Raw genomic sequence first — 21,601 nt, 5'->3', positions numbered from 1 at the left:
GGCTTTGGCAAACCGCGTGCGGCGGCGTGCCCACAGCCCGTGTGGGGATAACCCGCATCCGTGTTGCAGGCTTGTTACACTGAAATCCGTTCCCGCCTTGCAGACACTTCCTGACATGAAGCCCGAGTTGCTGGTTCTGATCGCCTTGCGCGGCGACGCGCATCGCGAGATCGCCGCGTCGTTCGACGTGCGCTACGCCCCGACATCCGAAGCACGCGAACGCGCGATCGCCGAACACGGCGACACGATACGCGCGGTGCTGACCAACGGCAGCACGGGGCTCACTGCCGCCGAGATCGATCGTCTTCCGCAACTCACGTTCGTCAGCGCACTCGGCGCCGGCTACGAGCACATCGATGTTGCGCATGCCAAGGCGCGCGGCATTGCCGTGGTCACGGGCGCCGGCACCAACGACGATTGCGTCGCCGATCATGCGTTCGCGCTGCTGCTCGCGGCCGTGCGCAATGTCGTGCAGCTCGATGCGAAAACCCGTGCGGGCGTGTGGCGCGACGGACTGGCGATGCCGCCGAACGTGTCGGGCAAGAAGCTCGGCATCGTCGGGCTCGGCAAGATCGGCGAGAAGTGCGCGCGCCGCGCGGCCGGCTTCGACATCGAGATCGGTTATCACAACCGGTCGGTGAAAGACGTCCCCTACCGCTATTTCGACCGCGTCGACGCGCTCGCGCAGTGGGCCGATTTCCTGATCGTCGCAACGCCGGGCGGCGCGGGCACGCGGCACCTGATCGATCGCGCGGTGCTCGATGCACTCGGCCCCGGCGGGTTCGTCGTCAATGTGTCACGTGGCAGCGTTGTCGATACCGCTGCTTTGGCGGAGGCGTTGCGCGACGGGCGCATCGCGGGCGCGGGGCTCGACGTGTACGAAGGCGAGCCCGAGCCGCCGCGCGCGCTGACGGATCTCGACAGCGTCGTGCTGACACCGCACATGGGCGGCTGGTCGCCCGAGGCGCTCGATCGTTCGGTGCGGCAGTTCATCGACAACGCCGAGCGGCACTTCGCGGGGCAGCCGGTACTTACGCCGGTGTGAGGGCAAGGCAGCAGGCGCGAATCAGGTCGCCTGCTTGCAGAATTCCCAATAGAACGCCGGCAGGTTCGCCGGCTTGTCGGCATCGAGGTCGATCCAGCCGAACTGGTTGTGCTCGTCGCTCAGGACGATTTCATGACGATCGACCTGGCACTGGAAGCACACGATGAGTACGCGCTTGCCTGGCACGACCTCGCACGAACGGCTCGCCACGTAGCGGATCGTCGAAGCGACGATTCCGCACTCCTCCTGCACTTCGCGCGTGACGGTTTCTTCGAGCGATTCGCCTGCTTCGGGCCAGCCGCCCGGCAACTCCCATTCGTCGCGCGGATTGCGCAGGAACAGGACCGAGCGGCCGTCGCGGACGATGGCTTTGGCGCTGATGGGGATCATGGGGGGTCACCGTTGGCGTTCGACGTTCGCAGCCTATCGCAGGTGTTCCCTTCGTGCAGCGAGCCGGCGCCGGCTGGCGCGCAGGCGGGGGAGGCCGTACCGTGACGCGGGACGCCGGCGTGCGCGTGCGCATCGGTGGATGATGAGGCCAGCGGCACCGTCAACGACGTACCGGCCGGATCAGGCGTCCGACGGTGCGGCAGTTTCTTGACGACGCGCCACGGCATGTCGCGGCGCAGCCGGTGCTCGTGCCGCTGTGACGGCGGCGCGTGCGGCAGATCCGACCGCTTCCCTGCATCGAGCCTGAGTCGGCACGTATTTGTACGGAACCGGCGCGCGAAGACGAAAAAAAGTTGCGTCCAGACGGCCAATTCAGAGCCGAAATATCGATTCACCTGAAATAACATTTCACTCCATCAAGTCCGGCGACTGGCCGGATGCGTGCTGCACATGGAGACGATCGATGAATACCCCTGTCGTACCGCTGCCCGCGCTCGAGCTGGATGGAGCGCTTCTCCTCGACCAATTGAGACGGCTTGGCGAAGTCGGCGCCGATCCCGAGATAGGCGGCCGGACCCGTATCGCGCTGACGGACGACGAGCGGGCCGGGCGCGATCTCGTCGTCGCATGGATGCGCGAGCTGGATCTCGACGTCCGGATCGACCGCATCGGCAACATCTTCGGCACGTTGCGCTCGGCAACCGACGGCGGCAACGAGCGCCCGCTGATGATGGGCTCCCATATCGACACCGTGAAAAACGCCGGCGCACTCGACGGGTGCTATGGCGTGCTGGCCGGCCTCGCCGTCGTGCGTGCGTTTCGCGACGCCGGGCTCAAGCCGCGCCGCTCGATCACGATCGGCGCCTTTACCAACGAAGAGGGCATCCGGTACCAGCCGGACATGATGGGTTCGCTCGTCCATGCCGGCGGCATGCCGGTCGACGCGGCGCTGGATACGATCGGCATCGACGGCACGCGCCTGGGCGACGAACTCGCGCGGATCGGCTATGCGGGCGATCTCGAGCCCGGCGCGATCGTGCCGCACGAATATCTCGAACTGCACATCGAACAGGGGCCGATCCTCGAGGCCGAGCAGATTCGCATCGGCGTGGTCGAAAGCCTGCAGGGCATTTCATGGCAGCAGATCACCGTGCAGGGGAATGCGAACCACGCCGGCACGACGCCAACGCATCTGCGGCATGACGCCGGCTGGGCCGCGGCGGCGATCGCGACCTTCCTGCGCGAGCTGGCGGTGGCGAGCGGCACGACGCTCGCGACGATCGGCATGTTGCGCATCGAGCCGAACGTCATCAACGTGATTCCGCGCAAGGCCGTGTTCACCGTGGACCTTCGCGATCCGGACGAGCTGCGCCTGCAGGACGCGGAGCAGCGCCTGGCCGACTATCTCGACAAGGTGTCGGCGGAAGAGGGTGTCAGGATCACGACCGAACGTCTGGTCCGGTTCGAACCGGTCGTGTTCGACGCGGGGCTGGCCGCGGAAATCGAGGCGTCGGCCACGCGGATGGGATTCTCGAACCGGCGCATGACATCGGGTGCCGGCCACGACGCGCAAATGATCGCGCGCATCGCGCCCGCGGCGATGAACACGGCAACCACCGCGCGCATGATCTACGCGATGGAGCGCAACCGGACGATGCCGAAGCTGTTCGGCACGCTGCATCCCGTTTATGGCGTGCCGCGCGCGGCGATGTGGTTCAACCTCGGCGTGTCGTTCGTGTTCATGTTCTTCTTTCGCGGTTGGGGCACGCTGGCCGCGGTGATTTCGGTCGCGACGGTCATTTCGTTTCTGACCGGCCCGGTCAGCGTGATGGCCCTGCGACGGCATGCGGCCGATCTGCCGCGGCCGCTGCGAATCGCATGCATGCCGATCGTCGCGCCGTTTGCGTTCGTCTGCGCGTCGCTGGTGCTGTACTGGGCGTGCTGGCCGTTGACGGGGCAAATCATCCTGCTGATCGTCGTGGCGCTGCCGGTCTACCTGTATTACCAGTCGAAGAGCGGCTGGGCCGATTTCCGCGCGGAATTGCGTTCGGCCTGGTGGATGGTGGCTTACCTGCCGGTCATGGCGCTGCTGTCGCGGTTCGGCGGGCGGGAGTTTGGCGGGTACGGGATCATTCCGGACGGATGGGACCTGGTCGCGGTGGTGATCGTTGCGCTTGCGTTCTATCGCTGGGGTGTCGCCAGCGGGCGGCGTACGACGTATCTCAGCGAATACGCGACATCGCAGCCGGCGGGCTCACAGGACGACGAGATGCCGCTGCCCGTGAAGCAGGCCGGCTGACGACCGGTGGTATGCAACGCGGTATCGCGCGCGTGCGGCCGTTCCCGACCGCACGCGCATCGCCCGCTTCAGGTCAGGACGACACCAGCGGCACCGTCACCGACGTGCCGGCCGGATCGAGCGTCAGGCCCGTGCCCGGCGTCGGCCGCAGCGTGGCCTCGTTGTCGCTCGACAGGACGACGAGCCCCAGCCGGTGGCCGGCTTCCAGCTTGTAGTCACGCGGCATGAAGGTCAGCTTCAGGTCGTACGGCATCCCGGGCAGCACGGGCTCCGAGCGCCACTCGGAGTACCGGTTGCGCGGATCGGTCCACGCACGCGTGACGATCGTGGCCGTACCGTCCGGCGCGCGATCGACCAGCAGGGCCGTCACGTTGGCCACCGCCGTGAAGGTCAGCCTGACGCGTGCGGTCGCGGAACCCGACAGGCGTGTCGCGGCCGTGAGCGGCGCGGTTTCGAACCGGCTGCGGTTCTCGCCCGTCGGCGCGTTCGCCAGCGTGAGCGCGGTAATGCGCGCATCGTCGGTGAAGCGCGCGAGCGGGCCGCCGCTCGGCAGCCGCAACAGCGTGCCGGTGCCCGCGCCGTCGCCGCCCGCGAAATACGTGACCGGCGTGGCGCGGCGTGCGGCCCAGTCCGCTTCCTTCAGCAACGTGCCGTCCGCCTGCTCGATCACCGCGCGCGGATCGCGTTCGACACCGTTGTCGAAACCGATCAGGTAGCGCGTGAACCAGCGGTTCACTTCCGCGGTCCACGCATCGGCCATCGCCGGCACGCGGGTCGGGTCGGTGTGCTTCAGGCGATGCAGCCACAGCTGCGTCGGCACGCCCTGGCGCCGCATCGCGAGATGCCACGCCGTCGACTGGTCGACGCGCACGTTGTCGTCGGTCAGCCCCTGCGCGACGAGCGCCGGCGCGACCGCGTACGCGGTCGGGATGTCGCGCGCGGCCCAGAACGGCGAATAGTCGCCGGTCTTGCGGTCTTCCTGCTGCAATGCTTCGTCGATCAGGTGCGTGCAGCGCTCCGGATGCGCGTTCGTCAGCAGCGCCTTGATGTACACGTCGACGTCTTCGCCCTGATAGCCTTCCGGCGCGCGCACGAGCCCGCCCGAGCGGTAGTAGCCGTACATGTTCGTCAGCCCGGCGACCGGCACGATCGCGTCGAGCCCGCGCGTGCGCAGGCTCGCGACCATCTTCGGCAGCGTGCCGTCGTACGACACGCCGTACATGCCGACGTGGCCCGTCGACCAGTTCGCGACGACCGTCTTGCCGTTCGCGTCCTTCGCGGTTGCGTCGCGGCCGAGCCAGCGGATCACCGATGCCATAGCGACCGATTCGTCGCGCGTGAGGATCGTCGGGCAGCCGTCCGAGCCGGCGGTGCCGAGCGAATCCGCGTAGACGATCGTGAAGCCGCGCGGGATGAAGTAGCCCTCGATCCACGAGCGTCCGGCGGCGGCGGCTTCGACCTGCTGCAGCATCCGAACCTGCGGCGCGGCGGCCATGATCCGTGCGGAGGCGCCGGTCGCTGCCGTGGCCGCGGTGGCGGCCGGATGCGGCGTGCCGTCGAGTTCGACGTCGACGTTGTGGTCGGGGCTGTCGGCGAGGCCCGCGTAGTACGGGCTCGCGAGCACGATGACAGGCGTACGCGCGCCGTTCGCGGTTTCGGTGGGGCGCACGATGCGCACGTGAATGCGGTCGCGCGTGCCGTCGCCGTCGGAATCGACCGGCGTGTCGACCCACGCGTTCTCCTCGATCGTGCCGCCCGACAGCGACGGCTGCACCTGGCCGTTCGCGATCACGGGCCGGTAGCGGCCGCCGCTGGCCGGATTGGCGTACGGGACGCCGGACGGCGAGATGCGCGATGCGAGCGACTGCTTGTCGGCCGCCGATGCGGCGGCCCCCTCCTGTTGGCCCTGTGCGAGTGCGGAAACGCCCGCCACGCTGCCGCCGTCGTCGCCGCCGCACGCGGCGAGCGTCGTGGCTGCAACGAGCGCGGGAAGCCACGCGCGACGCAATCCGGTTCGATGAATGTCCATTGTCGACCTCTTGTTGTGATTGTCTGGAACCGGACGGCCCGCGATATGCCCCCTGCGGCCCGACCGGGTGCTGCATCGGATGAAACGGAACGGCACCTTCGAAAGCGCCGGGCGTGATGCCCGGGTGTCACGGCCGGTGTCGAGGCGACTGCATCGCCCCGACCGGAAAGCGTCAGCGCGGCGGCTGATTCGTGCCGCCCGGTCGATGCGGGGCCGGCGGCGCGAAATGAATGCAGGAGTGCGAATCAAATGCGGGCATGCCCGATCTTCCTTCAGGTTTCAGACGAAACGGAACGGCACGATGCGATGAGGCGGGGATGTTGCGAACGGCGGTGCTGCAACGGCAGGAAAGCGCGACGCGAGTCGGCGGGGCTGGCCGGAATGCTTTCCGGAAGCTTGCGCCAAACTTATCTCAGTGAAATCTTGGTGTCAAACTTTTTTAGTTTGAGTCAAACAAAGTTTTAGCGCGCGCCCAGCGATCGACGTGAGACCGGTCTAAATTTCCGGGAAATCTTTCCGTAAACGGTAAAAAACGGATTGAAAGGAGAGAGAGGGCATGACGACTTCAGTCACGGCAGCGAGCGGCCTTTCGCTCGTGCAGATGGCGCAGCAAGCGGCGCTCGACGGGCGCCCGCAGACGGACGCGGCGTCCGGGCAGCAGGACGCGCCGATCACCATCCGGGCGCTGGATCAGGACGCGATGCACGCGGCGCGCATGAAGCAGATGTCGATGCTGGGCGACCTGTCGACGAAGCTGCGCGGCGTCACCAGCCAGCTCGCGACGAGCCTGCACGAGATCATCGCGAAGCGCCCCGATCTGGCCGACGCGCAGTTCGATTTCAAGACCGGCAACGGCCGGATCGAGGTCGTGTCGAAGACGATGAAGGAAAGCGATCGCGCGTGGGTGGAGTCGACGCTGAACGCGAACGCGGGCCTCGTGCTCGCGACGCGCGAATTTCACCAGCAGGCCGTCGACTTTGCCGAGCAGGGCGCGGCCTCGGTGGGCGAGACGTTCACGGACGACGATCGCAAGGTGGCCAGCCAGCGCGCCGACGCGGACTTCCTCTTCATGAAGGAGATCAATACGTCCGTCGCGCGCAACCAGAAGATCGAAGAGGCCGGCGGGCATTTCACCACGCAGGACGGCACGCCGTTGACGTTCGAGCAGTCGGCCGGCAGCGCGCGCGGCACGCTCGCGCTGCTGGATACCGATCGCCAGCTGTCGTCGGGCGCGGCGATCTTCGTCGACGATGCGGGGCAGAAGACCTACGGCAGGCGCGCGGGCCTGATCGACGTCGGCTTGGAGGCTGCGTTCGAGGACATCCTGAACGGCCGCAACAGCATCGGTTTCCACGAGATCGCATAACGACGCGCTTCGTCGAGTCGTGCACCGGACACCGCGCGCCTATTCGTCGCGCAGCGCTTCGGCCGGCCGTACCCGTGCGGCACGCCAGCTCGGGTAGAGCGTCGCGACGCACGACATCAGGAACGCGGCCGCGGCGATCTCGATCACGTCGGTCGCTGCGAGCTTCGACGGCAGCGAGCTGAGGAAGTACACGGACGGCGTCAGGAAGCGGATGCCGAGCAACTGCTCGATCGCCGGCAGCACCCACGGGATGCTCACCGCGATCGCGCAGCCGAGCGCGACGCCCGCCAGCGTGCCGGCGAGGCCGATCGTCATCCCCTGGATCGCGAAGATCTTCATGATCGACCCGGGCGGCGCGCCGAGCGTGCGCAGGATCGCGATGTCGCCCTGCTTCTGCGTGACGGTCATCACGAGCGACGACACGAGGTTGAACGCGGCGACCGCGACGATCAGCATCAGGATCAGCGACAGCATGCGCTTTTGGAGCCGCTCGGCTTCGAACCACGTGCGGTTCTGCCGCGTCCAGTCGCGGATATAAAGCTCGCCCGACAGCGTGCGCGACAGTTCCAGTGCGATGTCCGGCGCGCGCTGCAGGTCATCGAGGCGCAGCCGGATGCCGGTGGGCGCGCGCACGTTGAACAGCGTCTGCGCGTCGCGGAGATGGATGTATGCGAGCGCGCTGTCATACTGGTAGTGGCCCGACTCGAATGTGCCGACCACGTTGAACTGCCGGAACTGCGGCAGCGCGTCGCCGATGCGCGCGGTATTGCCGGGCGCGAAGAACGTGATGCGGTCGCCGATCTTCACGTGCAGCGCATCGGCCAGCGCCGAGCCGAGCACGATCCCCATCTCGCCCGGCACGAGCGCGTCGAGCCGCCCGGTCTTCAGCTTGCGCGCGATCTCGGACACGCGCGGCTCCAGCACCGGATCGATGCCGCGCAGCGCGACGCCCGTTACGCTCCCCGCGTTCGTCAGCAGCGCCTGCGCATCGACATAGGGCGCGACGGCGCGCACCGCCGGATTCTGCAGCGATTCGTGCGCGGTGAGCCGCCAGTCGGGCATCGCGCCGGTCGGCGAGAAGATTTCCACGTGCGCGAGCACCGACAGCATCCGGTCGCGCACTTCGGTCCGGAATCCGTTCATCACCGACAGCACGACGATCAGCGCGGCGACCCCGAGCGCGATGCCGGCCATCGCGGCGCCGGCAATGAACGACACGAAGCCGTCGCCGGCCGAGCGCCGGCCGCCGCGCGCATAGCGCAGCCCGATCTGCCATTCGAACGGGAGTTTCAAGCGTTTTCCTTTCATTTCGATTCGAATCATGCCGAGCCGCGCATTCTAGCGAACGCCGCGCGACCGCGCGCAGCGGTTGGCCGGCGAGCCGAAATCCGCCCGACCGGCCGGTTATCCGGCAGCGTTGCGCGCCGGCACGCCGATATTTCCATCGTTTCGGGTCTGATCGATAATGGCGCCCAGCATCCGGTCGAACATACCAAGTATTTACGGCGCAACCGGGCCGCGCCGTCACAAGACCCATAACGATTCGGGGAAGGTTGCCGCACCCGGCAGCATGTCCTTGACAAGGAAATAACAATGGATTTGCTGCGCTTCCTGCTGCTCCTGCCCGTTCGCGTGGCGGGCTTCGTCTGGTGGCTGCTCGGCTGCGTGCTGCGGCCGCTGGTCGGCGACGTGTCGTGGACGGCGCCCGCGTGGATGGGTGTCACCGTCGCGGCCGTGCGCCGCCGCCCGTGGCATGCCGGCGGCCTCGTGCTGCTCGCGGCCGCGCTGGGCTACGGCGGCTACTGGTTCAAGCATCGCCCGAAGCCGCCCGAGCCCGAGACCGTCAGCTTCACCGTGAAGGCGCCGGCGATCACCACCTATGAGGTGGACGACAGCGACAAGCCGAAGATCACCGTGCATCCGCTCGAAGTCGTGTTCGCGCAATCGGCCGCGCCGATCGAACAGGTCGGCAAGCCGGCCGGCGACGGCATCGAGATGACACCCGCGCTGAAGGGCGCGTGGGAGTGGGTCGACGACAAGACGCTGCGCTTCACGCCGGCGGCCGACTGGCCGGTCGGCGCGCACGTCGAGGTGCGTTTCGCGGTGCACCGGGTGTTCGCGCCGCAGGTGACGATGCACGACGACCGTTTCGCCTTCGACCTGCCGGCGTTCGCCGCGACATTCGGCAACAATGAGTTCTACCAGAACCCCGACAATCCGGCGGAGAAGCAGGCGCTGCTGCAGCTGCGCTTCAACTACCCGGTCGATCCGGCCGAGTTCGAGAAGCGCATCGGCCTCGTGCTGGTCGGCCGCGACGGCAAGAATTCGACGCCGCTGCGCTACACCGTCAGCTACGACAAGATGAAGACGAGCGCATGGATCCACTCGCAGTCGCTCGCGATCCCGCTTGACTCGATGGCGGCACGGCTCGACGTCGACAAGGGCGTGAAGAGTGCGCGCGGCGGCAACGGCACGCCGGACGTGCTGCACGCGTCGGTTGACGTGCCGGGGCTCTACAGCCTGTCGATCGACAACATCGCGCCGACGCTCGTCGACAACGAGCGCTACGAGCCCGAGCAGGTGCTCGTCGCGGAAGCGTCCGACGGCGTGCGCAGCGCCGACCTGGCCGCGCGCGCCAAGGCGTGGGTGCTGCCGAAGCGCAAGCCGGGCGTCGATCAGTCGGACGACGATCCGCCGTACGAATGGACCGTGGCCGACATCAGCGATGCGGTGCTGAAGCAGTCGAAGCCGCTGCCGCTCGACGCGGTGCCGACCGAGAACGACTACGCGACGCTGCAAAGCTTCAAGTATCACGCGACGCCGGGTGATCGCATCGTCGTGCGTTTCGAGGGCGACCTGAAATCGGCGGGCGGCTACCTGCTCGCCAAACCGGTGACGGCCGCGTTCACGGTGCCCGACTATCCGAAGCTGCTGCGCTTCATGGCCGACGGTTCGCTGCTGTCGATGAGCGGCAGCAAGCGGCTGTCGGTCGTGTCGCGCAACCTGCCGGGGATGAAGGTCGAGATCGGCCGCGTGCTGCCCGGCCAGCTTCAGCATCTGGTGAGCTTCAACAACGGCACGTACGCACGGCCCGAGCTGTCGTATTCGTTCAGCGAGGATCACATCGTCGAGCGCTTCGTGCAGACGCGCGCGTTCCCGGCCGGCGAACCCGGCAAGGCGCATTACGAAGGCATCGATCTCGGCCAGTACCTGAAGGGCGGCAAGCGCGGCGTGTTCCTGCTGCACCTGACGAAGTACGACCCGGCCGCCGAGAAGAAGAAGGCCGACGACGCGAAGGACGGCGACGCATCGTCCGGCGACGGCAGCCAGGATCAGTCCGACAACGCCGATTCGAGCGACAGCAACGGCAACGGCGACGACAGCGACAGCGCGCTCGGCGACACGCGCCTGATCGTCGTGACCGATCTCGGGATGCTGGTCAAGAAGGCGCTGGACGGCAGCCAGGACGTGTTCGTGCAGTCGATCCGCAACGGCCGCCCGGTTGCGGGCGCAACCGTGTCGGTGCTCGCGGTGAACGGCCAGGCGCTGTTCACGCAGACGACCGGCGCCGACGGCATCGTGCATTTCCCCGCGTTCAAGGGGCTCGACCGCGAGAAGCGGCCGCAGCTGTATGTCGTGAAGAAGGACACCGACCTGTCGTTCCTGCCGGTGGCCGGCCGCGATCGCCAGCTCGATTTCTCGCGTTTCGACGTCGACGGCGAGCGTAATGCGACCGGCCAGGGGCAACTGTCCGCGTACCTGTTCTCGGATCGCGGGCTGTATCGCCCTGGCGACCCGTTCCACATCGGCCTGATCGTGCGCGCGGCGAGCTGGGCGCGCAGCCCGGCCGGCGTGCCGCTGCAGGCGGAGATCGTCGACCCGCGCGGGATCACCGTCGAGCGCAAGCCGGTGACGGTCGATGCGACCGGCTTCACCGAGCTCGGCTATACGACGGCCGAAACGGCGCCGACCGGCACGTGGACGGTCAACCTGTACATCGTCAAGGACGGCCAGCCGGGCGCCGAGCCGATCGGCAGCACGACGGTGCAGGTGAAGGAGTTCCTGCCCGACCGGATGAAGGTCGACGCGAAGCTGTCGCAACAGGTCGTCGAAGGGTGGGTGAAGCCGAAGGGGCTGAAGGGCATCGTCGATGCGCAGAACCTGTTCGGCACGCCGGCGGAGAAGCGCCGCGTCGCGGCGACGCTGACGCTGCGCCCGGTGTGGCCGTCGTTCCGCAGCTGGCAGGGCTATCACTTCTTCGACGCACGCCGCGCGAAGGAGGGTTATACGACGACGCTGCAGGACGGCACGACCGACGACAAGGGCCATGCCGAGTTCGATCTCGATCTCGACAAGTACGCGGACGCGACCTACCAGCTCTATTTCCAGGCGAAGGCCTACGAAGCGGAAGGTGGGCGTAACGTCGCCGCGAACGCGCAGACGCTCGTGTCGAACAACGACTGGCTCGTCGGCTACAAGTCGGTCGACGATCTCGGCTACGTGAAGCGCGGCAGCCCGCGCACGGTGCGGCTCGTCGCGATCGATCCGAACGCGAAGGCGATCGACGTGAAGGGCCTGCGCGCGCAGCTCGTCGAGGAACGCTACGTATCGGTGCTGACCAAGCAGGATTCCGGCGCATATAAATACGATTCGCGGCTGAAGGAAGTGCCGGTCGACGAGAAGCCGCTGACGATTCCGGCAGCCGGGCTCGACTTCACGCTGCGCACCGACAAGCCGGGCAGCTATGCGCTCGTGATCCGCAACGCGGACGGCGCCGCGGTGAACCGGATCGAGTATTCGGTCACGGGCGATGCAAACGTCACGCGTTCGCTCGACCGCAACGCGGAGCTGCAGGTGAGCCTCGCGAAGCACGACTTCAAGCCGGGCGAACAGGTCGAGATCGCGATCCGCGCGCCTTACGCGGGCAGCGGCCTGATCACGATCGAGCGCGACAAGGTGTATGCGCACGCGTGGTTCCATGCGGATACGACGAGCTCGATCCAGCACATCACGGTGCCGGCCGGCTTCGAGGGCAACGGCTACATCAACGTGCAGTACATCCGCGATCCGTCGTCCGATGAAATCTTCATGAGCCCGCTGAGCTACGGCGTCGTGCCGTTCTCGGTGAACCTCGATGCGCGCCGCAACGCGGTGTCGGTCGATGCGCCGGCGCTCGTGAAGCCCGGCGAGACGGTGAATTTCACCGTGCATTCGGCGAAGCCCGCGAAGGTCGTCGTGTTCGCGGTCGACGAGGGCATCCTGCAGGTCGCGCGCTACAAGCTCGGCGATCCGCTGAAGTTCTTCTTCCGCAAGCGGATGCTCGAAGTCGGCACGTCGCAGATCCTCGACCTGATCCTGCCGGACTTCGAGAAGCTGATGGCGATGGCCGCGCCGGGGGGTGACGCCGACGATGCGATCGGCCGTCAACTGAACCCGTTCAAGCGCAAGCGCGACAAGCCGGTCGTCTACTGGTCGGGAATCGTCGACGTGAACGGCGACACGCGCCTGAGCTACACGGTGCCCGACTATTTCAACGGCAAGCTGCGCGTGATGGCCGTGTCGGTGTCGCCGGACCTGGTCGGCACATTCGAAGGCGCGACGACGGTACGCGGCGATTTCGTGCTGTCGCCGAACGTGCCGACGACGCTCGCACCGGGCGACGAGGCCGACGTCAGCGTCGGTGTCGCGAACAACCTGACGGGTGTCGGCAACCAGCCGGTGCCGGTCGCGGTCACGCTGAAGACGGGCCCGCAGTTGCAGGTGATCGGGCCGGCCACGCAGAACGTCGCGCTCGCGCCGCAGCACGAGGGCGTCGCGATGTTCCGCGTGAAGGCGACCGACACGCTCGGCTCGGGCGCGCTGTCGTTCGGCGCGCGCTACGGCGCGAAGGGCGCGCAGCAGCGCGTCGACGTGTCGGTGCGTCCGGCCGCCGCGTTCCGCACGCAGCTCGACATCGCGCGGCTCGATCCGGGCAAAAAGGCGAACGTGCCGAACCTGAGGTCGATGTACGACGCGTATGCGTCGCGCGACGCGAGCATCTCGACCGCGCCGCTCGTGCTGTCCGAAGGGCTGTCGTCGTATCTCGTCAACTTCGAGCACTACTGCAGCGAGCAGATGGTGAGCGCGGCCGTGCCGCGCGTGTTCGCGGCGAAGTGGCTGTCGGTGCGCGCGCTGACGAGCGCGATGCATGCGACCGACCCGGGTGCCGACGCGACGAACGCAGCGGCGATTACGCAGTTCCTCGGCGTGCTGCGCAGCCGGCAGAACGCGCAGGGCGGGTTCGGCCTGTGGAGCGCGACGCCCGATGCCGATCCGTTCGTGTCCGCGTACGCGATGCACGTGCTGCTCGATGCGCGCGAGCGCGGGATCGCGGTGCCGAAGGACATGCTCGACGCGGGCAACCAGTATCTGCAGAAACTTGCAGCGAACGATTCGCTCGGCTCGCTCGACCTGCTGCGGCAGCGCGCGTACGCGGTGTATCTGCTGACGCGCCAGGGCAACGTGACGACCAACAGCCTCGCGGCCGTGCAGAAGCGGCTGCAGGATGCGTATCCGAACGACTGGAAGAACGATCTCGCGGCCGCGTGGCTCGCCGCGTCGTATCAGTTGCTGAAGCAGGACAAGGAAGCGGCGGCACTGATCGCCGGCCCGCAGGCGCTGCTCGAGCGCAAGCGCGCGTCCGACGGCGGTTACGTGACCGGCTACTACCTCGATCCGCTGACGCGCGACGCGAGCGTGCTGTACCTGATCGCGAAGCACTTCCCGGAGCGCGTGCGCAAGCTGTCGCCGCGCGCGATGGACAACCTCGCCGCGCCGCTCGTCGACAACCGCTACAACACGCTGTCGTCGGCGATGACGATCCTCGCGCTCGATGCGTATGCGGCGTCGAGTGCGGGCCAGCTCGACCAGCTCGCGATCGACGAGGTGCGCGCGGGTGCCGCACCGAAGGACGTGTCGTCGATCCAGGCGAACCTCGTGCGCTCGGGCACGTGGTCGGGCAGTGCGTCGCGTGTCGACTTCGTGAACGGCAGCACGCTGCCCGCGTGGTGGGTCTCGAGCCAGTCGGGCTACGATCGCGGCACGTCGACGAAGGCGATCAAGAACGGGCTGGAGATCGTGCGCGACTACACCGACACGGACGGCAGGCCGCTCGACAAGATCACGCTCGGCCAGGAGATCGACGTGCATCTGAAGATCCGTGCGACGGGCTCGGCGAACGTCGGCAACGTTGCGATCGTCGACCTGCTGCCGGGCGGTTTCGATCCGGTGATCGCGCCGCCGCCCGTTACCGACACGCAGGACGGCGACAGCAACGGCGATGGCGGCGCGTCGGCGCCGGTGGCCGATGCACCGTGGCGTTCGCCGATCGGCGTGAAGGGTTCCACGTGGCAGCCGCAATTCGCGGACGTTCGCGAGGATCGCGTGGTGATCTACGGCACCGCGACGACCGACGTGCGCGAGTTCGTCTACCGGATCAAGGCGAGCAACGCGGGCCGCTTCATCGCGCCGCCGGCATACGGCGAGTCGATGTACGACCGCCGCGTGCAGGCGCAGGCGCCGGGCGGCACGACGCTGACGGTGGAGCGCGTGCGATGACGATGAGGACGCCAAGTCGTGACCTGCTGTGCCGGGGGCGAGGAGCGCCCGCGCGTGACTGACGACGTTTCGGTGCTCCGGCGCGCGCTGCACGGCGCCGGCCGCTGGTTGCATCGCTGGCAGAACTGGATCGCCGGCGCGCTGCTCGTGTTCGGCGCGCTGGCCGCGTGCCGGCTGTGGCCGCATCCGCCGCTGCGCGACTGGAAACCGTCGTCGGTTGCGGTGACGGACGCGCAGGGCCGGTTGCTGCGCCTGACGCTCGCGAAGGACGACCGCTACCGGTTGTGGGTGCCGCTCGACCGGATGTCGCCGCAGCTCGTCGAAGCCGTGATGCTGCACGAGGACCGCTGGTTCTGGTGGCATCCCGGTTTCAACCCGTACGGGCTCGCGCGCGGCGCGTGGATCACGTACGTGCGCGGCGGCAATCCGCAGGGCGGCTCGACGCTGACGATGCAGCTCGTGCGCTCGCTGTGGCGGCTGAACACGCGCACGCCGGCCGGCAAGCTCGAGCAGGTCGCACGTGCGGTGCAGCTCGAACTTTTCTATTCGAAACGGCAGATCCTCGAAGCGTATCTGAACGACGCGCCGTACGGCCGCAACGTCGAAGGCGCGGGCACCGCGAGCGTCGTCTATTTCGACCGGATGCCCGACGCGCTGACGCTGCCCGAGGCGCTCGCGCTCGCGGTGATTCCGCAGGACCCGGCGCGGCGCGTGCGCGGCGGGCAGGACGAGATCAACCGCGCGCTGGCTGCGTCGCGCAACCGGCTGTATGCACGCTGGCTGACGAAGCATCCGGGCGATGCGTCGCTCAAGCCGCTGTTCGCGTTGCCGCTTGCGATGCGGCCGCTGTCCGCGCTGCCGTTCGACGCGCCGCATGCGGTCGATCAGGCGCTCGCCGCACGCAGCGCGTGGCGCACGACCTCGGGCGGCGCGGCGGACGACCACGACGCCGGCGCGCGGCTCGTGACGACGCTCGATCTCGACCTGCAGCGCACGCTCGAACGGCAGATCGCACGCTATGTCGCGCGCAACGATACGCGCGGCGTGCGCAACGCGGCGGCGATCCTCGTCGATACGCGCGACATGGGCGTGAAGGCGCTCGTCGGCTCGGCGAACTTCCTCGACCGCACGATCGACGGGCAGGTGAATGGCACGCTCGCGCGGCGTTCGCCGGGCTCGACACTCAAGCCGTTCATCTATGCGCTCGGCTTCGACCAGGGCGTGCTGCACCCGCAGACCGTGCTGCGCGACGTGCCGACCGCGTTCGGCCCGTATGCGCCGGAGAATTTCGACGGCCATTTCCTGGGGCCGATCACCGCGACCGATGCGCTGAACCGCAGTCGCAACGTACCGGCCGTGTGGGTCGCGTCGCAGCTCAAGTCGCCGGACCTGTACCGGTTCCTGCAGGACGCCGGCGTGCGCCGGCTCGCGAGCGCGCAGCACTACGGGCTTGCGCTCGTGCTCGGCGGCGGCGAAGTGACGATGCAGGATCTCGCGGCGCTTTACGCGATGCTCGCGAATCGCGGCGAGTTCCGGCCGCTGCGGCTGCGCGCGGACGAACCGGCGCTGCCCGGCCGGCGCCTGTTGAGCGCCGAGGCGAGCTACATGACGATGGACATGCTGCGCCAGCACCTGCGCCCCGACGAGACGAGCGGCGCGCAGCCATCGAGCGTGCCCGTCTACTGGAAGACCGGTACGTCATGGTCGTTCCGCGATGCGTGGACGGCGGGCGTGTTCGGCCCGTACGTGCTGGTCGTGTGGGTCGGCAATTTCGACAACTCGACCAATACGGCGTTCGTCGGCGTCGACGCGGCCGCGCCGCTGTTCTTCCAGGTCGTCGATGCGATGAATGCCGAGCGCACGCTCGTCGAGCCGCCGCGCGCGCTGCCGCCGAAGCTGAAGCGCGTGCGGATCTGCCTCGCGAGCGGCGATTTGCCGAACGAGTGGTGTCCGCAGCAGGGCTGGACGTGGTTCATTCCGGGCACGTCGCCGATTCGCGTGAGCACCGTGCACCGGCCGGTCGTGATCGACGATGCGACGGGGAAGGCCGCGTGTCCGCCGTACGACGGCAAGCGCACGCATACGGAGATCTTCGAGTTCTGGCCGTCGGATCTGCAGCAGGTGTTCGCGCAGGCCGGCATTCCGCGCCGGCGGCCGCCGCAGAACGCGGACTGCCGCGACGCGGGGCAGGTCGAAGGCGATCCGCCGCGCATCACGTCGCCGCTGCGCGGCAGTACGTATGCGATGCGCGTGAGGAGCACGGAGGAGACGCGCATCGCGTTCAACGCGACGGCCGATGCGAGCGCGCATGCGCTGTACTGGTTCGTCAACGATGCATTTGTCGGGCGCAGTGCGCCGGGCGATGCGCTGTTCTGGCAGCCGCGGACGGCTGGCAGTTATACGGTGCGCGTGGTCGACGATCACGGGCGCAGCGATCAGCGGCCGCTGGCGGTGGGGTTGGAGCAATAGCGGTTGCGCGCCTGTCACCTGGGTGGCTGTCGTGTGACTGCGTCGACCTCTGTTGTGCTGGGTGGATTTCCGCGGACATGGGGCAGACTGTCGGCATTCGGCCGGCGCCATCGTTCGACAACAGTGCAGCGAGAAATGAAATGATTGCAATCGACGTCGCGTGGAAGCACGCTTTCGAGGCGGAGCCGGTCCGACTCGTTTCGGTGCTGGAACGGAATCGCCATGAGGTGCGCAAGCTCGAATTCTTTCGCGACGGCCGGGTGGGATTTGCCGACGAAGCGAGGTCGTCGCATGGAACGGAGCTTGGAACGGTTCCGGTGCCGCCGCTGGTCGAGATCAACGCCGATCCTGAATTCGATGGAAGAGCGATCACGTTGGAAGATTTCGAAACGCTATGGTCGTGCCATGTGACACGTATCGATCGCGTCGACTGAGTGTGCGGCGTTGGGCCGCAATCAGTCGCTCGACATCGGCGCGTAGATCGCCGACCATCGATAACGAGAACGTCGAACGTCATCGTCCGCCGTGATCGGCAACATCGGAAGCGTGTCTGCACGATGCGGTTGGGTGGAATCGTGCAGTCCGAGCCATTCGTCACCCGCAACAGGAATTTTCATCATGACGGCCACACCGCCGGAGCGCATCGCAATCAATCATGACGAGTTCGACGCGAAGTACGTCGGCCGAACGGTTAGCGGCAGCCAGTTCTTTTTGACTACGCCGTTTGTACCCGAATCCTCGAAACGACCGGGCGCGGAATATGTCGCGCTTTATCTGTTTGATGCCGGAGGCATCTTGCAGGAGGCGCGAATCGAAGCCTTTGGCTCGCGTGCCGACATGGATCTGACGGCACGCAATGCCTGCTGCGAACGGTATCTGGCCGAGCTTGGCGAAGTGCAGTACGGTCGCATCGAGATCGCCCCTTTCTCTGTCGAACGTTTCGGCGTCACGTTTGGACTCGTGGCGGACGACAGGGACGAAGACGACGACGCAGCGCTATACATCATGGAGCCAGGAAACTATATGGCTTTCTTCGAGCCGTGGGACAGCGGCGACTACGACACCTGAATTGCTTGCTGGTGACAGCAGGGCAGGCGTACCTGCCTGACGACCTCGTGGCGAGTGGCCGTTGCCGGTGAAGCCGGCGGACTGCTGCGGGGCGTCAGGCGACCTCGACAGAAATCCCCGCATCCATCTCCGGTCCTCTTTCCCGATGCCAGTCACAGCGGCGCACGGGCAGCCTTCCATCACCCATATCCGCCTTCGCCTGCAGCCCCTTCAACCCCTGGATCGCGACCAGCAGCGCGCACCCGTGCGCGTCCGACCCCTATCACGGGCGTAGTGATCAGCGGCCGCTCGCGGAGGGGTTGGAGCAGTAGCGGCCCGCTCGCGCCGGTTCAGACGCTGTAGCCGATCCTCAGGACCCCCCATGGTCGTCCGCCGACGACGATCGGCGCGGAAACGTCCTTCATCAGCGCGAATTGACCATTGCCCATATCGCGCCGATAGGTCTGCAACAGGAACGGCTTGGTATGCGACACGGAGGTGCGCGCCGTCCGGTCGTTGTAGATCCGGCGGTTCCGGCAATTCGCCGCGTTCCAGGTGGCGTCTGCGCGCTGGGGCAGCGAGAATTTCCGGTTGTGGGTCGGCAGGTAGCACTGCCTGTCGAAGCTGGCGCAATAGACGATGCGCTCGTCGAACCCGAGCACCGGCTCCTGGATGGCCGGCAGCACGCGATCGGTGAAGGCCGTGAAGCGCGTCACGAACTGCTGCGGGTCGGTGCCGGGAATCGGCTCGTAGTGCACGTCGAAGAGCGCGTCGAGCGCGATGTCGCCGCGGCTGACCGCCTCCTCGAAGAGCTTGCTGATCGCGGCGGCGGTGTTCCGTGCCGTTTCGATCAGGCGCGTGTCGGGCGATTCGATGCCGGTCGCGGCCGTGAGTTCGATGAGTGTCTCGGAGACGGAGAGCAGATTGCCGAGCCGATCCTTGGCCTGTGAGAAGTTGTCGCTCGAGTTTTCGACACCGGACGCCATCTCGCCCACCTGTTCGTCGAGGCGGTGGCACTGCGTCTCGATCTCGTCCGTCAGCGACGCGATCTGTTCGGCTTCGCCGGCGAGTTCGGTGATCGCGTGCCCGGTCGCGTGCACGACTTCGCCGATCGTGCGCGTGCCCTCGCGTACGCGGTGCGCGCGCGCGGCGTTGTCGGTTCCGTCCGCGATCAGGTGTTCGGTCTGCTCGGCGAGGCGCGCTAAGGTCGTTTCGATCTGGGCCGTGGCCTGCCCGGTCTTGGCGGACAGATTCTTGACCTCGGCTGCGACGACGGCGAAGCTGCGGCCCGACTCGCCCGCGCGCGCGGCCTCGATCGCGGCGTTCAGCGCGAGCAGGTGGGTCTGGCGAGCGATGACGGAGATCTCCTCGGACACGGCCCGCACGTGATCGAGCGCGTCGCGTAGCGCACCCATCTGGCTGCCGATCGCGGTGACGCCCTCGACGAGGACGTGAATGTCGGCGAGCGATGCCTCGATCGTCTGCTGCGACTGCCGGACCGCGCTCGATGCGTTGGCGCTGACGTTGCGCACCTGCAGCGCGGCCTCGGCGATCCGGTGGTTGCCGCGCAACGTAAGGGCCGCCGATTCGCGCAGCGTATGGCAGACCTCCGCCTGCCGGGCGACGCGGGCGGCGACTTCCTCGACGTGCCCCGACACGTCGCAGATCTCGATGCCGAGCCTGCCGGCCTGCTCGGCGATGTCGCCGACGAGTGCGCGTGATGAACGGCGGCCGCGGCCGATTCCGAAAAGGTTCACGTTGCTGGGTCTCCTTGAGGGCGCACCCGCCTCGTTCCTGGCGGATAGTGGGCGTGCGCTCCTGACTTGACGGCAGCGCGGCCGCGGACTTGAGGTCGGGTAAACATCGAGGCTGGATGGTCGGCGCGATGCCGGGCGCGGCACGTCGTTCCCCGTGCTCTCGGCGTGCGGGGACGGCCGTGTGCCGGCCGTCCGCAGGCTGCGTCAGAATACGTGGTGGATGCCGGCATTGACACCGACCGTCGTGCCCGGCAATCCGAACAGCGCACCGCCCGTTATGCCGAGGCCCGTATCCATCGCGCCGTGGTTGTTGACGACGCCGACCTGCGCATACAGGCCGGTTCGCTTCGACAGGCTGTAGTCGGCGCCGATCGCGGCAAGCAGCGAATGATTGTGCGAATCGTTGCGGTCGGTCGTATACCACGCGCCGGTGTTCAGGTCGAGGGCCGGCGTGACGCGATAGTCGAGACCGGCGCTATACACGTTGTTGCTGAACGAGCCGGCGACCTTGTAGCTCGTGAACGACGCCTTGCCGGTCACCGGCCCGAATGTGTAGGCGGCGCCGATCGTGCGGCCGACGAATGCGACCGTGCTCGGAACCGGCGTCGGCGACGTGCCGCCGTTGCCGTCGTAGAGTGCCGCGTTGAGCATGAATGCGCCATTCGTATAGGTGAGGCTGCCGGAATACTGGCGTCCCGCCTGGAAATCTCCGGCCTTTCCGCCGAATCCGAACATCGCGCTGCCTGTCAGCCCGGCGATCGTCGGGCTCGTGTACGAAATCGCATTCGGGTTGAAAAGACCCGTGACGAGCACGTTGTCGACGTAAGGGATCAGCGCGGCGCCGAAGTGCGAGATATTGCGGGGATCCGATCCGAGCACCGCGAGCACGAATGGCGAGAACTGCAGGCCGACCTTCGTCTCGCCGAATCCGCCGTCGATTCCGACCCACGCCTGGCGACCGAAGAAGTTGCCGTTCGAATGGCCGAACGCGCCGTCCGTGATGTTGAAGCCGCTTTCCAGCTTGAATCTCGCATGCAACCCGCCGCCGAGATCTTCGGTACCCGTCATGCCGAAATTGGTCGGCGTCATGCCGGTGTCGGTCAGCGCGAACTGGCGTCCGGCGTTGCCACCGGTTGCGGAGTCGAGCGATCGGCTCGTATAAAGCAATGCGGCGTCGAGGTCGCCGTACAGCGTGATGCTGCTCTGAGCGAAGCTGCTCGTGCTTGCCGCTGCGCCCAGCAGTGCCGCGCAAATCATCCGTGTCCTTCCGTTCATCGTCTGTCTCCGTTTTGTTGAGTGTTGTAATACGTATAACTAATTAAAAATGCGGCGACGGAATCGATTCGAGCCGCCTGCATGCCGTGCCGTCGGGGAACGCACGGCGATGCTTCTCGCGGGCCGGATATGGCCGTGCTCCGGCGCCGCGGTGATGCGGAACGCCCGCCGCGGCGGGTGGTGTCACATCGAGCGGTTCAACTGCTCGAGGATGGCCGGATTCTCGAGCGTGGACGTATCCTGCGTGATCGCCTCGCCCTTCGCGAGCGAGCGCAGCAGGCGCCGCATGATCTTGCCCGAGCGCGTCTTCGGCAGGTTGTCGCCGAAG

Annotated in this window: 13 protein-coding genes and 1 pseudogene; 7 read left to right on the top strand and 7 right to left on the bottom strand. The window is 67.2% G+C overall.

Annotation, left to right across the window (positions count from 1 at the left end; all coding sequences use genetic code 11):
• The first annotated feature begins 115 nt into the window (after positions 1-115).
• Positions 116-1,045: a 2-hydroxyacid dehydrogenase gene (locus tag G3N61_RS12230; protein WP_205822533.1), complete on the top strand. Its 930-nt coding sequence runs from the start codon at positions 116-118 to the stop codon at positions 1,043-1,045.
• Between the two features lie 21 nt (positions 1,046-1,066).
• Here G3N61_RS12230 and G3N61_RS12225 read toward each other — a convergent pair whose 3' ends face one another.
• On the bottom strand, positions 1,067-1,435 hold the full coding sequence (locus G3N61_RS12225; protein WP_089451953.1) for an NUDIX hydrolase: 369 nt from the start codon (positions 1,433-1,435) through the stop codon (positions 1,067-1,069).
• A gap of 319 nt (positions 1,436-1,754) precedes the next feature.
• On the opposite strand from G3N61_RS12225, the gene G3N61_RS40265 reads away from it, so the two are divergent.
• Positions 1,755-3,734 carry a hydantoinase/carbamoylase family amidase gene (locus G3N61_RS40265; protein ID WP_346778568.1) on the top strand — a complete coding sequence of 660 codons (1,980 nt, stop codon included), beginning with the start codon at positions 1,755-1,757 and terminating at the stop codon, positions 3,732-3,734.
• A 73-nt stretch (positions 3,735-3,807) separates the two neighbouring features.
• Here G3N61_RS40265 and G3N61_RS12210 read toward each other — a convergent pair whose 3' ends face one another.
• Positions 3,808-5,763, bottom strand: coding sequence for a Xaa-Pro dipeptidyl-peptidase (locus tag G3N61_RS12210; protein ID WP_205822503.1), 1,956 nt, complete (start codon positions 5,761-5,763; stop codon positions 3,808-3,810).
• 556 nt (positions 5,764-6,319) lie between these two features.
• Between G3N61_RS12210 and G3N61_RS12205 the strand changes: the two genes are divergently transcribed.
• On the top strand, positions 6,320-7,129 hold the full coding sequence (locus G3N61_RS12205) for a hypothetical protein (RefSeq protein ID WP_205822502.1): 810 nt from the start codon (positions 6,320-6,322) through the stop codon (positions 7,127-7,129).
• A 39-nt stretch (positions 7,130-7,168) separates the two neighbouring features.
• On the opposite strand, the gene G3N61_RS12200 is transcribed toward G3N61_RS12205, so the two are convergent.
• Positions 7,169-8,437: a lipoprotein-releasing ABC transporter permease subunit gene (locus G3N61_RS12200; RefSeq protein WP_080741524.1), complete on the bottom strand. Its 1,269-nt coding sequence runs from the start codon at positions 8,435-8,437 to the stop codon at positions 7,169-7,171.
• A 285-nt stretch (positions 8,438-8,722) separates the two neighbouring features.
• Between G3N61_RS12200 and G3N61_RS12195 the strand changes: the two genes are divergently transcribed.
• The 3 genes from G3N61_RS12195 (at position 8,723) to G3N61_RS12185 (ending at position 17,628) form a co-directional block, all read left to right on the top strand.
• On the top strand, positions 8,723-14,725 hold the full coding sequence (locus G3N61_RS12195) for an MG2 domain-containing protein (protein ID WP_205822501.1): 6,003 nt from the start codon (positions 8,723-8,725) through the stop codon (positions 14,723-14,725).
• A 54-nt stretch (positions 14,726-14,779) separates the two neighbouring features.
• Complete coding sequence (gene pbpC / locus G3N61_RS12190; RefSeq protein ID WP_089451960.1) at positions 14,780-17,194, top strand: penicillin-binding protein 1C; 2,415 nt, start codon at positions 14,780-14,782, stop codon at positions 17,192-17,194.
• Positions 17,195-17,271: 77 nt separating this feature from the next.
• Positions 17,272-17,628 carry a hypothetical protein gene (locus G3N61_RS12185; RefSeq protein ID WP_241017710.1) on the top strand — a complete coding sequence of 119 codons (357 nt, stop codon included), beginning with the start codon at positions 17,272-17,274 and terminating at the stop codon, positions 17,626-17,628.
• A 21-nt stretch (positions 17,629-17,649) separates the two neighbouring features.
• On the opposite strand, the gene G3N61_RS12180 is transcribed toward G3N61_RS12185, so the two are convergent.
• Positions 17,650-17,814 carry a hypothetical protein gene (locus G3N61_RS12180; protein ID WP_179258758.1) on the bottom strand — a complete coding sequence of 55 codons (165 nt, stop codon included), beginning with the start codon at positions 17,812-17,814 and terminating at the stop codon, positions 17,650-17,652.
• Between G3N61_RS12180 and G3N61_RS12175 the strand changes: the two genes are divergently transcribed.
• Positions 17,813-18,262 carry a hypothetical protein gene (locus G3N61_RS12175; RefSeq protein WP_089451962.1) on the top strand — a complete coding sequence of 150 codons (450 nt, stop codon included), beginning with the start codon at positions 17,813-17,815 and terminating at the stop codon, positions 18,260-18,262. The two genes, G3N61_RS12180 and G3N61_RS12175, sit on opposite strands and share 2 nt — an antisense overlap.
• A 181-nt stretch (positions 18,263-18,443) precedes the next feature.
• Here G3N61_RS12175 and G3N61_RS40260 read toward each other — a convergent pair.
• From G3N61_RS40260 to G3N61_RS12165, 3 genes and pseudogenes are all read right to left on the bottom strand, one after another.
• A pseudogene (locus tag G3N61_RS40260) lies at positions 18,444-18,521 on the bottom strand (XRE family transcriptional regulator); the annotation flags it as partial.
• Positions 18,522-18,591: 70 nt separating this feature from the next.
• Positions 18,592-19,998 carry a methyl-accepting chemotaxis protein gene (locus G3N61_RS12170; protein WP_205822530.1) on the bottom strand — a complete coding sequence of 469 codons (1,407 nt, stop codon included), beginning with the start codon at positions 19,996-19,998 and terminating at the stop codon, positions 18,592-18,594.
• 204 nt (positions 19,999-20,202) lie between these two features.
• Entirely contained in the window at positions 20,203-21,273 is a 1,071-nt protein-coding gene (locus G3N61_RS12165; RefSeq protein ID WP_175024582.1) for a porin, read from the bottom strand.
• Positions 21,274-21,601 lie beyond the last annotated feature (328 nt).

It is taken from the genome of Burkholderia sp. Ac-20349 (assembly GCF_017104865.1).
GTDB classification, from domain to species: Bacteria; Pseudomonadota; Gammaproteobacteria; order Burkholderiales; family Burkholderiaceae; genus Burkholderia; species Burkholderia aenigmatica.
The sequence above is the reverse complement of the archived record's forward strand: the minus strand, read 5'-3'. Positions and strand labels throughout refer to the sequence as shown.